Annotated in this window: 11 protein-coding genes; all 11 read right to left on the bottom strand. The window is 58.9% G+C overall.

Going from position 1 to position 12,988, the window contains the following annotated elements:
- Positions 1 to 6 precede the first annotated feature (6 nt).
- The gene (locus AC4IBF_RS08935; protein WP_133294650.1) at positions 7 to 1,005 is read right to left on the bottom strand and encodes a hypothetical protein; all 999 of its coding nucleotides are present in this window, start codon (positions 1,003 to 1,005) and stop codon (positions 7 to 9) included.
- A 16-nt stretch (positions 1,006 to 1,021) separates the two neighbouring features.
- Positions 1,022 to 1,819, bottom strand: a complete 798-nt coding sequence (locus AC4IBF_RS08930; protein ID WP_014884226.1) for a PP2C family protein-serine/threonine phosphatase — start codon at positions 1,817 to 1,819, stop codon at positions 1,022 to 1,024.
- On the bottom strand, positions 1,816 to 3,579 hold the full coding sequence (tagH, locus tag AC4IBF_RS08925) for a type VI secretion system-associated FHA domain protein TagH (RefSeq protein ID WP_133294651.1): 1,764 nt from the start codon (positions 3,577 to 3,579) through the stop codon (positions 1,816 to 1,818). The genes AC4IBF_RS08930 and tagH overlap by 4 nt, the downstream gene beginning before the upstream one ends.
- 81 nt (positions 3,580 to 3,660) lie before the next feature.
- Positions 3,661 to 4,068, bottom strand: coding sequence for a putative T6SS immunity periplasmic lipoprotein (locus AC4IBF_RS08920; RefSeq protein ID WP_111964764.1), 408 nt, complete (start codon positions 4,066 to 4,068; stop codon positions 3,661 to 3,663).
- Positions 4,059 to 4,601, bottom strand: coding sequence for a hypothetical protein (locus AC4IBF_RS08915; RefSeq protein ID WP_491463263.1), 543 nt, complete (start codon positions 4,599 to 4,601; stop codon positions 4,059 to 4,061). The genes AC4IBF_RS08920 and AC4IBF_RS08915 overlap by 10 nt, the downstream gene beginning before the upstream one ends.
- A 56-nt stretch (positions 4,602 to 4,657) precedes the next feature.
- The gene (locus AC4IBF_RS08910; RefSeq protein WP_008502640.1) at positions 4,658 to 5,140 is read right to left on the bottom strand and encodes an Hcp family type VI secretion system effector; all 483 of its coding nucleotides are present in this window, start codon (positions 5,138 to 5,140) and stop codon (positions 4,658 to 4,660) included.
- Between the two features lie 360 nt (positions 5,141 to 5,500).
- Complete coding sequence (gene tssC / locus AC4IBF_RS08905; protein WP_014884232.1) at positions 5,501 to 7,000, bottom strand: type VI secretion system contractile sheath large subunit; 1,500 nt, start codon at positions 6,998 to 7,000, stop codon at positions 5,501 to 5,503.
- Positions 7,001 to 7,003: 3 nt separating this feature from the next.
- Positions 7,004 to 7,528, bottom strand: coding sequence for a type VI secretion system contractile sheath small subunit (gene tssB / locus AC4IBF_RS08900; protein ID WP_008502644.1), 525 nt, complete (start codon positions 7,526 to 7,528; stop codon positions 7,004 to 7,006).
- Positions 7,529 to 7,603: 75 nt separating this feature from the next.
- Positions 7,604 to 8,620 (bottom strand): type VI secretion system protein TssA, encoded by a 1,017-nt coding sequence (gene tssA, locus AC4IBF_RS08895; RefSeq protein ID WP_133294652.1) that lies wholly within the window; start codon positions 8,618 to 8,620, stop codon positions 7,604 to 7,606.
- A gap of 11 nt (positions 8,621 to 8,631) precedes the next feature.
- Positions 8,632 to 9,348, bottom strand: coding sequence for a type VI secretion system-associated protein TagF (tagF, locus tag AC4IBF_RS08890; RefSeq protein WP_029740102.1), 717 nt, complete (start codon positions 9,346 to 9,348; stop codon positions 8,632 to 8,634).
- 16 nt (positions 9,349 to 9,364) lie between these two features.
- Entirely contained in the window at positions 9,365 to 12,985 is a 3,621-nt protein-coding gene (tssM, locus tag AC4IBF_RS08885) for a type VI secretion system membrane subunit TssM (RefSeq protein ID WP_252093119.1), read from the bottom strand.
- Between the last annotated feature and the right edge of the window lie 3 nt (positions 12,986 to 12,988).

Below are 12,988 nucleotides of genomic sequence, written 5' to 3'. Positions count from 1 at the left end.
CATTCCTTAATTCGCCGCGCGCCATGCGCCGACGGCCGGATCGCGCAGCTGAGGACGCAGGGTGTCAATCAGAACGATATTCAGCGGAGTACCCGGTGCGACCCAGGCGCTCCACGTTTTTTTCACCGCCGCGATACGCGCCTGCAGTTTTGCGTCATCGCTGGCGATTTCACGGGAAATCTCCACCGCTACGGTGCCGTTGCTCTTCCAGCTGTTCAGGCTGTTATCGTAAGGCAGGATCATCCAGCTCTGGTCGCTGTTTGGGGTGCTGAATACCATGCGCTCTTTGTTGACGGAGGTGATCAGCGCGTTTTCCGGGTCGGCGCTTTGATTTAGGCCGGTCACCGGGAAACCGTGGATGTACGTCACCGCCATCTCTTTCTGTCCGCCGTTGCGGGACTGCGAAACTACGGTGTGTCCGCTCAGCCAACTGCCGTTGCCGCAGCGGGTGGTGTCAGAATCCGGAATAAAGAGCGCCGGAGCAGAGGCGCCCCCTTCCCAGAAGGTGCGCAGGTGGCAGCCGTCCTGAAGCGTAAACTCCTGCCACGGCGTACGGTCGGCGGCAACGGTGCGGGAAGCCACATTTTGATCTGGCGGCATTAACGTGCCGCTGGCTGTGGCAGCGGTGACGGTTGCGGCAGGCGTGGCCTGCTCCTGTTTCACCACCAGCGCCCAGTCCTGCGCTTTGCCTGCGGTGCCCTGCGCCAGCGTGGTACCTGCCGGATCGTTGAGCGTCCAGCTGAGTTTATTCACTTTGCTGCACTGGTGTTCCAGCAGTGAGCCAAGACGCGGTACAAAGTTCTCCAGCACGGAGACGTCTTTCTTGCCGTTCGCCACAATGCGCAGCGCCACCTCAGGCTTACACCAGCTCTGCGGCGTGTTGTCTTTGATGTTGTCGATCCAGATATCCAGCTTCTGCGCAGGAGACTGCACGATGCGGAAATTTTCAGCCTGCGCGGTGGAGGTGACCGCCAGAAGTGCCAAACCCGATAGCCAAAGTTTCATATCGTTCCTTGTGTGTCTAATCAGTTCCGCAGGGAAGAAATTGTGCTGCGTCAGAGAGGGTGTGCAGCAAAGTGGTGTCCTGAGGGTTGCCCATCCATACCGCCAGGGCAGTATAGTTATCCTGAGCATTCCCCTCCTGCTCGCCATTCTTTTGAATGATTTGGTTCATTAAGGTGAGCCACTCCTGCGGCGTATTCACCATGTGCAGCGACTGCTTCATTTGCTCTTCGCTGACGCCGTGCCAGAACCCGTCGGTGCAGAGTAAGAATGCATCGCCGTCTTCAACCTGCACCACATCGCTGTAGCTCGCTTCCGGCCCGCCGTTTTCAATCCCGAGCGCCAGATAGAGCAGGTTGCTGTTCAGGTTGTCGGTCTGGTGTCCGGCATCTTTCATCTGCTGCACCAGGCTGTGGTCGGTGGTCACATGCCACAGCCATCCCCGGCGGAACAGGTACAGGCGGCTGTCTCCGGCATGCGCCCAGTAGGCCAGGCCGTAATCACGGTCAATGAACAGACTGACCAGCGTCGTGCCCATCCGGCGATAGTCCTGAACGGCCTGCTGCTCGCTGAGGATGGTGCGGTTCGCCGTCTGCACGTAGTCGCGGATGTGCTGCGCATTAAGATGTTTGTCGCCATCGAAGCGGGAGATAATGCTGTTGCGTGCCAGCTCTGCAGCTACCTCACCGCCCGGCAGGCCCGCGATGCCGTCGCAGACGACAAAGCAGGCTGAACGTTCCCCTATGGTTTCTCCCGTCTGATCCTGGTTGCTGGCGCGCGTCCCCTGGCGGGAGAGAGAAGCCGTTGCGATATTCATTTGTCTTCCGATCCGCTCTGTGAGTCTTTGTACTGATTCACCTCCATGTCGTACGCATGAAGGAAGGCCTCGCCGAACAGGGTGTGGAAGTCATCCTCAATCTCGCCCGCCGTCTCGCCATAGCTGCGAACAAAATAGTCCCACAGGGCGGCTTTGCGGCTGCCCGGCAGCGCCAGACGTGAGGTCATGCCGTTCTGCTTCGCCTGCTCTTCCAGCTGCTCCGGGTTAAAGGACTGCAGCATCGCGGCAATGATGGCGCGGATGCCGGAGATCATACCCAGCTGGTGCGCCTGCAGATCGATCAGCGCGTCGCGCACGGATTTGGTCGGCGGCATAAAGCCCGGCATCGGGGTGCCGAACATCTGGATCAGCACGGTTTTGCCGGTCGGCAACAGCTTGAACGGGTTGTTGGCATCGTCCAGCACCATGGTCATATCGGCTTTTACGCCGCGCTTGAGGATGGAGCGCGAGGAGAGCAGCGCCACGGTCCCCTGAGAGAACATACCGAGGATCTGTCCCAGCTGACGCATATTTTCACGGTCAAACTGCGGAACGGGCTGCATTTCGCTCAGCCCCATGCCTTCCAGCAGCGCCTCCAGAAGCTCGCCCTGCAGCACTTCGCCCTTCTCACCGCTGTTTGCCGTGGCGGCTGGGGCGGCGGCGTTATTGACCGGGTCGATGCGAAGACGGCCCTTAGGGGCCTGGGCGCTGCTGCGCGCAACGGCCTGCGGCGTAGGCATGGTGAAGCCTGCGTAATCCGGTCGCGCGGGCTCTTCTTCAGCGCGCGGTTCTTCCTGCGGCTCAGGGGCGAACAGCGGAGAATCGGCCAGCACGTCCTCTTCCTGCTCAGGCTCCGGCACTGGCGCAGGCTTTTCGTCGACTATGTCATCCGGATGGGTTAACGGCGCGCCGCCCATCAGCCCGAGCGGGTCGTCATTACGCGCGGCTGGCGCGCTGGCCTTGCCGCCAAACAGGGCCAGCGGATCGAGCTCATCCGTCGCCTCGTCTTCTGGCTTAACGGGGCTCGTCTCGCCCGGCGGCACCAGCGTTGACGGGGTGACGTCGTCAAAAATACTCTCTTTTTTGAACAACGCTTCGTCGCTGAACAGCGTGTCCGGGTCAACGTTCTTACGCTCAAGCCTTGGATCGCTGTCGTTGAACATCGCCAGCGGATCTTCAGCGTTACGCTCCGGGGCCGCTGGCTGGGAGAATGGATCGTGCGATGCAGCTGGCTGCGGTTTTGTACGGTTGCTGGAGATGCTGTCGGAGATGGAGAACTCCTGCATCAGGCTATCCCAGATTTCCGTTGGCACGGCGGTCGGCTCGGCCTTCCCGCGCGGTGCGGTGCTCGCCGGCTTCGGTTGCGGAGCGGGCGCGGACGCGGCTGCCGGACGCGCCTGCTGATGCATGCTGGCGGCCATACGGCTCACTGGCTGCGTATCGTGGATCAGTTCGGTGACTTCGATACGGTAGTCATCAATACCGAGAATGTCGCCATCCTGCAGCTCAACCTGACGCCCTCGCTCCAGCGGAATGTCATTTAATACCACGCGGGTGACGCTGCCACGGTTGGTCACGCGGCATTCGCCCTGGGCGTCAACGTGAACAATGGCCTGCAGACGAGAGATGGTGCGGTCATTGTCCGGCAACACCAGATTGTTATCCGTACCGCGCCCAATGGTGCCGCCCGGGGCGTAAAAATCACAGCTGCTTTGCGGCGGCTGATGACCGGGTTTTGTAGAAATAATCGTGAATCGCATGGCGTATTCCTGCTGGTATGATTAGCGCTCAAACGCTGCCGCTCTCGGGGCGAGAACGGCGGCGTTTGGGGTTAACACATTCTATTCAGTCTGCGTAAGCTTAAACTGGCCTGAAGGACCTTCCTGTAAGGTGAAGCGGGCAGCATAGCGAACAGAATCGTTTTTCCCTGACACTTTCAGAGCAACATCATATTCTCCGGCTTGCCACGCAATCCCCTGCCACTGGTGACACTGTTGGGTCGTTAACGTCACTTCAGGGCTAAACGTTGACGGCGGCGATACCGCTTTCCACTCATTTCCCGCGCGTTTCATTATGGTGGGCGAATGGCTGGTGACAGGCGCGTCTAACCCGGAGTTAGCGGGAATAGCAAAGCAGGGTTCGTTGTTCTTTAGCGTAACCGAAAGCGACTGATATTGTGCAGGATGAGATACACATGCACTCACCGTTAATGCGATTGCTACAACACTGAGTAACTGTTTCATAACCATACCCGCCGGTCTTTAGGATTTTGAATAAACAACGATAATACCTGCAGGTATTTATCCTTCAGGTCGGGGCCGATTATTCCCTCAAACCCAGCAATGTTTCGGAAATCATCCAGGCCGTAATTTATCAAATAATAAAAATCCGAAATGATAGAAGCCTGCTGCTCCATACCAAAGTCCGATAGTTTTTTATCGGGGGGCAGAGAATAATTATAACTTGCTGCCCAACTGAATGCGCCTCGGGTTCGAACATTCATTCCAATCTGATGCTGCAATACATGCACCATTTCGTGAATAAACCAGTGTTTATATCGCGGAACCTCTATTGAAAAGTCATCCCGATAATGCGGCTCGCGAAAATAGAGCTCACCATTGGGGGTCATCGCGACATCTGTCGACTGCATATTAAACGGCAAATAGCTTTTATTATGGACTTTTACTTCTGAATACTTTATTGCGTCACCAAAAACCGAGCGCGCCAGCGCTATTTCGCCAATGGTGAGAGGACGGGCGCCTCCTTCCTGCAAACTTGCCATGCTATCTTCCTTCCCGGTTGATAATGACCGGGGAAACTCCCCGGCCACATACGCAATTACGCTTCTTTGTTTTCTTTGATGTTCCAGCCAGCGCTGCTTTCAGCACCCTTACCACCAGACGTGGTCTGCTCCCAGTACTGCTGTTTCACTTTCGCAGCCTGGAACGCATAGGTCACACCAACGGTATCGCCGTTGTCTGCACCGGTGTACTGAACAGAGGTGACCAGCACATCTTCCAGCGTGATGCGGGAGTATTCCACCTGCTGGCCGCCGGCTTTACAGACGGACAGCTCAACTTTGGTCAGGTGTTTACCGCTGGCGCAGTGTTTCAGGATAGCGGTGGTGGATTTGTCGATCAGCGCGTTAACGTGCAGGTCGTTAAAGTTAACTTTACCAGCACCGCCGCCACCGCCAACGCTCATATTACCTGGCTGGGAAGCACCCCAGGAGAAGGAGGTAATATCAGTCCAGCCGGTGTGGTTAGAATCTTTAGATTCGCCCGTAACACCCTCGACCTTCAGAAACATATCAATAGCCATAATATCTACTCTTCGTGGATGAACAATATTGCTTTCGAAAAAGCACTTATATGGCAAACAGGAAAGCATGGGGCTGAATAAAACCGTCCATATTTTACCTCTGCCTCATATCAAATGACCCGTGTCATTTGACAGTCTTACATTCCCCCGCAATAACGGAACGAATGTGAAGTCATTATTACCGTGCGTTATTCTGGAACTTGTTAAGGACGGCATTAACAACTTAGCCGTCTTTCTTGCCGGGTGGCGCTGTGCTTACCCGGCCTACATTGAGAAAAAATATCAATGGGTTGCACGTTTCATCGTAGGCCCGTGCAAGCGTGGCGCCGCCGGGAGAAACTCACAAAACGCATGTTGCTCTTACGCGTCTTTCGTCTTCAGCGACGGCAGTTTAGATACCAGACGCAGAGAAACGGTCAGACCTTCCAGCTGGTAGTGTGGGCGCAGGAAGAACTTCGCGGCGTAGTATCCCGGGTTGTCCTCAATCTCCTGCACCTGCACTTCCGCAGCCGCCAGCGGTTTACGGGACTTGGTCTCCTGGGAGGAGTTAGCCGGGTCACCGTCGACGTAGTTCATCACCCAGTCGTTCAGCCAGCGCTCCATCTCTTCGCGCTCGCGGAAGGAGCCGATTTTGTCGCGCACGATGCACTTCAGGTAGTGGGCAAAGCGGCAGCAGGCGAACAGGTACGGCAGACGAGAGGCCAGACGCGCGTTGGCGGTGGCATCCGGGTCGTGGTACTCGGCCGGTTTCTGCAGGGACTGCGCGCCGATGAAGGCAGCAAAGTCGGAGTTTTTGCGGTGAACCAGCGGCATAAAGCCGTTTTTCGCAAGCTCAGCTTCACGACGATCGCTGATGGCGATCTCGGTCGGGCACTTCATGTCCACACCGCCGTCATCGCTCGGGAAGGTGTGGCACGGCAGGTTTTCCACCGCCCCGCCGGACTCCACGCCGCGAATCGAGGTGCACCAGCCGTACTCTTTGAAGGAGCGGTTGATGTTGGCGGCCATCGCATACGCGGCGTTCGCCCACGAGTAGCTGTTGTGGTTCGCGCCGTCGGTCTGCTCTTCAAAGTCAAAGCTGTCGACCGGGTTGGTGCGAATGCCGTACGGCAGGCGCGACAGGAAGCGCGGCATCACCAGACCCAGATAGCGGGCATCTTCGGATTCACGCAGCGAACGCCAGGCGGCGTATTCGGTGTTCTGGAAGATCTTGGTCAGGTCGCGCGGGTTAGCCAGCTCCTGCCAGGACTCCATCTGCATCACGCCCGGTGCGGTACCGGTGATAAACGGACAGTGCGCCGCAGAGCCGATGCGCGCCATTTCCCCCAGCAGCTCAACGTCCTGCGGGCTGTGGTCGAAGTAATAGTCGCCGACGATGCAGCCAAACGGCTCGCCGCCGAACTGACCGTACTCCTGCTCGTAGATTTTTTTGAAGATCGGGCTCTGGTCCCAGCCCACGCCCTTGAAGCGCTTCAGGGTGCGGCCCAGCTCCTGCTTGGAGATGCTCATAAAGCGGATCTTCAGCATCTCGTCAGTTTCAGTGTTGTTCACCAGGTAGCTCAGACCGCGCCAGGCGCTCTCCAGCTTCTGAAACTCTTCGTGGTGAATGATCTGGTTTACCTGCTGCGAAAGCTGCTCGTCGATACCGGCAATCAGGTTCTGAATGGTACGGTAGGTATCGTTCGAGAAGGTGACGGTATTTTCCAGCGCCTGCTGCGCCAGGGTTTTGACCGCGCTTTCTACAGCGGAACGCGCCTGGTCGGTTTTCGGGCGGAACTCTTTGTTCAGCAGCGCGCTGAATTCATCCTGGCTGAACGCCTGACCCGCCTGCTGCTCGTGTTGTTGAGTCTGGTTGCTCATCGATTATTCCTCGCTACCTTTCGCGCTTTCGTCATTTTTCGGCAACTGGCTCAGGGATTTGAGCAGCGTCGGATCCTGCAGAATTTTTGCGATCAGCTCTTCCGCACCGTTTTTACCGTCCATATAGGTCAGCAGGTTGGAAAGCTGGGTACGCGCTTCCAGCAGCTTGTTCAGCGGCTCAACCTTGCGGGCCACCGCATCCGGCAGGAAGTCGTCCATGCTGTCGAAGGTAAGATCTACGTTGAGCTTACCTTCGCCGGTCAGGGTGTTATCCACCTGGAACGCCACGCGCGGCTTAAGCGCCTTCATGCGTTCGTCAAAGTTGTCGATGTCGATTTCGAGGAATTTACGCTCGTCGACGGCCGGCAGGTTTTCAACCGGTTTGCCGACCAGATCGGCCATGACGCCCATCACAAACGGCAGCTGAATCTTACGTTCTGCACCGTAGATCTCTACGTCGTACTCGATCTGCACGCGGGGGGCACGGTTACGTGCGATGAATTTCTGCCCACTGTTACTCATTGCCATGATGTTCTCCATCAAAGATGCGCGGTGAAGGTGAAACGGCAGGCTCCATGCCTGTCGTCATAATGCCTGGACGCGTTATTCGCGGCGCCCAAAGATGTTTTCAAGTTGGTTAACGCCGTCTGGCGCCAGGTCGCGAATAATGTCCATAAAGTTGAGTTCTGACAGCCGCTGCACCCGTTCAATCATCAGCGGTGCGGGGTGGCTCGGTTCGTACTGCGCAAAATACTGTTTTGCTTTTTCCAGCATCAGCTGCGCGTCGGCGCGGCTGGTGACCTGCACGCTGCGCCAGTCGGTGACCGGCTGAGCGGGCTGCGCTGCCGACGACGGCTGCTCTGCCTGTGGTTCTGCATGCGCCTCACGGTTCGGCAGCAGCTTGCTGATGTCGGTTACCTGACACGCGCTTGCTACCAGTCCGACGGTTTTAAGCAGCTGCTCCATCTCGGGCACGCCGCTTTCACCGAGATGCCCGGTGAGCAGCTCGCGAATGGCCAGCAGCCGTTCGTTGATGACGATAACCGCTGCGGTCCCCGGCTGGTCGCCGCGGGCCAGCTCGTCAATCAGCCGCGGACGCCCGCCGGGATAGTCCGGGCATTCGGTTTTACTGCCGTCCAGCAGGGCCTGAGCATCCCGGAGCGAAATTTCATCGCCGTTTGAACGCAGCAGCGAGGCGTTACGCACGGCGATGGTGAGGTCGGACTTATCGCTCAGCCCTGCCAGGGCGTTAATGCGGTAGAACGGGTCGGTTTCGCCATACTCTTCCAGCAGCGGATAGAGCGTCTCCCAGTAACGGGCGATCGCCTCCTGCACCAGCAGTAATCCGTCCGCGTAGCCCGCAAGCCCGCGACGGCGGGTCCAGGCATGGGTTAACGCCAGCAGGACGCGAAGATCCTTGGTGCGGGTCAGCAGGCTGGTGGCGTATTTTTCCACCGTGTTCCAGTCAGCTGGTTCTGCCGGAATAATGGTGTCGCCAAACTGCTGTTCCGCTTTCCCAAGACTTGCCTGATTCATGCTCTGGAAGTCGGCGTCGTACTCCAGGTTTTCGCCACAGGGTTTTTCGGGACTTATTGGCGCGAGAAATTCTTCGATATTCATGAGATCCCTGCTTATTCAAACATAGGCGGATAGAGACCGTGACGGCCCGGACGAGCGCCCCCTGCCGGGTCGAACAGCAGGGTGAAAAGCTGCCCGGTAAAGTTACCGCTGTGCACGTGGGTGTACAGCGGGTAGCCGTCGCAGCGGTTGGTCCACCAGTAGCTGGTCTGACGCAGAGGATCAAAACATTCAGCCGCCTGAGGCCAGCCCAGCGTGCTCTGGCCGTCCTCGTCATAGCCAATCACATCAAGTATGTCGGAACGCTTTTGCGGCTCGACCGGCTGCGGCGCCGGAATGGTCATCAGCATTTCGTCGAGCTGCGAGGCGGAAAAACTGTTGCGCACCGCGTGCAGCCCCAGGCGCCCAATCTGCTGATACCAGCTTTCGGCCTGGCTGAGCAGGCTGGTCGACCATTCGGACGGCGCGAAGCTCAGCTGAAGGCAAACAGGATACTGTCGGCCAACGCTGTCGCGGCCGGGCAGCAGACAGCCCATCTGGATCATCTGGCTGCCCAGCATGGGCGGTACCACAAAATTCCAGACTGGCGCTTTCTGAAACTGGCGCTCGCCGCTGCGCTGCTCTTCCTGCTGCCAGGCCAGCAGGCCGACCTGGAACCAGTGTGACCACTGGCGCTGTAAAGTGTCAGGAAAGCGACGCTGCAAAAAATCTCCGGCGCTGGGTAACTTGCCATACCAGCTGTAGCGGTTCATCGCAGGGGTATTCGTCATACGGCTGTCCTTGCGGTTATGGGCATGAGAAACGGGGAAGCTGGAACGGGTTACGAATGCTGTTTGGCGCAAACTCCAGCGTGACCTGATGTCCGTCGACGTTGAAGGTGGCCTGACGGCTCAGGCTACCCGCCCCCGGGCTGGTGCTCGCTTTATCAAAGAAGCGGTTCAGCGCCCAGGAACCGTTGGTCACCAGCGTCGCCGTGCTGCCGTTCGTCAGCCCCAGCTGCATGCGCACCTGGTTGGTGCCGCCCGGCCCCGGCCAGTTCATGATCTGCACGGCCTGCGGGCCGTGGCTGTAGCGCAGCAGCTGGCCGTCAACGTCCAGCGTCAGGTTCAGAATGGAGTTATCCATTCGCACGGTGCGAACCGTCACCTTAAAGGACGGCGTGGTTGCGCCGTTAGCAAAGAAGGCGTCGCGAATCGACTGGGCCTGCTGGAACGGTCTCAGGAGCCCTTCACTGCCCGGCAGCGTTTTACCGTCGATGCCCGGCATAAAGCGCCAGTTTGCCTGGGTGGTGTCCACTTTGCTGGTCAGGTTATCGCGAAAGAAGGTATCCATCAGCCCGGTCCCCGGTGCAAACATGCGCGCGAGATCGTCAGGGGTGACCTCGGTGCTGGCGCTGCGCACCAGCGGGTAGCGACCGGCAATTGCCTGGCGGCAAAAACCGCCCACTTCAACGTTAATCCGCTTCCGTACGTTTTCCAGGTCACGACGCTGGGTATCGCTGCTGGCGCCCACAGCCATGTTGCTGAACATGGTTTGCAGCCCGCCCGGCAGACGACCGGCGCTGGCCTGCAGGCGGCTGATCGCCTCCCCGCCCGGCGCCGGCATGCCGCTGTTGGCCGCATCCTGAACGGCGGTCAGGTAGCGATACAGCTCATCCACCTGCTTGAGAAAATCGTCAAACACGATGGTCTTCCCGCCCTTCTCCAGCGGCTGGGCCAGCTCAATCATCGGCGCGTAGTGGTCGGTCACCAGCTGCTCCGGCGCCTGGGTAACCGCGGCGGCCTGCGTCGGCGCATTGTCATTATTACTGAACAGCGCTTCCAGCGTGCGGGTGGCGCGGTTGCTTTGCGCCTGCGCTTTACCCGCATCTTCCGGCGCTGGCGTATCGCGGGAGAGCGTCAGGACCTGGCTCAGGTTCTGCACCAGACGGCGCAGCGGCGAATTGGCGCCGGAGAGCAGGCGCGCGGTGTTGATGCGCTGGGAAAGATCGGCGCTGTTGTTCAGCTGAATGTCGGCGAGGAAGCGATCCCAGTTTGCGATAAAGTCGCGCATGTAGAGCTGGCGCACGGCGTTGTCGATCTGCTGTTTATCCTCCTGCGCCGTCGCGGCCCCCAGCACCCAGGCGTCGTCCTCGTGCAGAGCGGTGGTTACGCTGTCAATCTGGCCGTTAAAGCTTTTCCAGTAGCCGTCCGGCGTATAGAGCCCCGGTACGCCTTCGCTGACCGGCTTGCCGCTTTTGCGGGAAAATACCAGCTCGCTCTGCGGCCCGCCCAGGTCGGAAAGGGAAACCGGCTTCAGGTTTTCATCATGCTCCAGCAGGCGCTTGAGACGACCGTACACCCGCGTGGAGAGCGGCTGCTGGCCGATCATCGCCCTTTCGCGGGCAACCAGCGATTCGTCCTGCGCGTACGGCGAGGCCTGAATTTTCGGCTCCAGCAGCTGCGTCAGGTGCCATTCAAGCTGCTGCAGCTGCGCCTTCGTGACGTTCTGCGGCAGATTCCGCTGCAGGTTGAGCATCACCCACGAATGCAGGAATTTACCGTCGTAGTGCTTTGGCTGATAGAGCATCTGATAGGCTTTCAGCGCTTCATAGCTGTATTCCACATCGCTGCCGTTGTCGTTACGAAGCCAGGTGGTGATGTGCATGGCAACGGCAGGGAGCAGCATCTGATCCAGCGCTTTCTGATACAGCGACTGCGAGGCGTCGCTGACGTCATCCCCGCGATAGAGTCCCATACGGCGGGATACCGGCGGATCGTTGACATCAAACGCGTCGCTTTTCGGCAGGTCAACCAGACCGTTCAGCAGCGGCAGCAGATCGAACAGGTCACGCTGGGTCTGGTTCTGTAAGGCTTTGCTCTGCTGGTCCAGCAGCGGCACCTTCGCATCCACCTCTTCCAGGTAGGCCTTGTTTTTGGCATAGCTGGTCAGCCACAGACCGCCCAGGATCACCAGCAGGGCCAGCAGCGCCGCGTAGCCGGACCATATCACCGCCCGGTTGCGCAGCTCCCACCAGCGGTTTTCGCCTGCGATCCCGGCTTCCTGGAAGATGACGTTTTGCAGCAGGTTCTTAATGAAGAAACTCTGGCCTTTTGCGCCCGGGATTGGCGCTTCTTTGCTGACTGAATCCCAGTTATCCGCCTCTCCCCCTTCCGGCAGCGACAGCGCGCGGTTCAGTTCGCCCATCACGCGGTCGAACGGCATGCCTTCCTGCGTCCCGCTGGCGAAGTAGATCCCGCGCGGAGAGAACTCGGTTTCGAAGTTGGAGCGGGCGAAGACGGTGCTCAGGTAGTCCGCCAGCAGCGGACGCAGCGCGGCGAACTCCTGCGGGAAGAGATACGCTTCTGCGCGGGTTTTCGCGTCATGCTCTTTCAGCATGGTTTCCGGCAGCCCGGCATCGAGGCGCTGCTGCAGCAGAGAAAACTCCTGCTGGAAGTTGCCCATCAGGTCGTAATCGGCGTGTTTGGTTTGCTCCCACGGCAGCGTAAAGCCCCAGATCTGGTCGCGCTGCGCTTTATCGTAGTCGGCAAACCAGGCGCGGAAGCCTTTAAGCAGGTCGGCCTTGGTCACCAACACGTAGACCGGGAAGCGGATACCCAGCTGTTCATGCAGCTCGGACAGGCGCTGGCGCAGGTTCACCGCCTGCTGGCGGGACGCCTCGGCAGACTGGGTCAGCAGGTCCGAAATGCTGATCGTGACGATGACGCCGTTAATCGGCTGGCGGCGACGGTACTTGCGCAGTAACCCCATGAACTGCAGCCACTCACCGGCATCCTGCGCCTGCTCGCTCTCCTGGGTGGTATAACGACCCGCGGTGTCCAGCAGCACGGCCTCGTTGGTGAACCACCAGTCGCAGTTACGCGTGCCGCCAATACCCCGCAGCGCGGTCTTACCGAAGCGGTCGGCCAGCGGGAACTGCAGCCCGGAGTTGACCAGCGCCGTGGTTTTACCGGATCCCGGCGCGCCGATAATGACGTACCACGGCAGCTGATAGAGATATTGCGTGCTGAAGCGCTGCGTCCACTGGGCGCCCTGGCCCGCTTTGCTGAAGTGCGCTTTTTTAAGCATCTGCGCGGCTTCATCAAAGCGGCTGGCGAGGATCTGCTCCTCGCTGTTCAGTCGCTTCTGCGGATCCGCCGCTTCCTGGCTGGCGGTGTTCTCCTTGAGCTTGTCCATCAGCTTGCGGTTCAGCCAGGCATTATAAAGGCGCGGCAGAATATGGCCCTGCGCCCACAGCAGGTAGACCACGGCGATACTGATGATGCGGTTCTGTTCGGATTCGAGCGGTCGGGTGTCCACGATGGACAGCAGAGGGCCAATCATCCAGATCACCGCCGCCAGCGCCGTTACGCCGAGGAAGCTCCACAGAATGCGGTTGGTCAAAATGGAAAGAAGTGTAGTCAGCATTCC

This window comes from Enterobacter sp. Taxon_8 (assembly GCF_058354585.1).
Note: the sequence above shows the minus strand (reverse complement) of the source record. Positions and strands in the feature narration are given on the sequence as shown.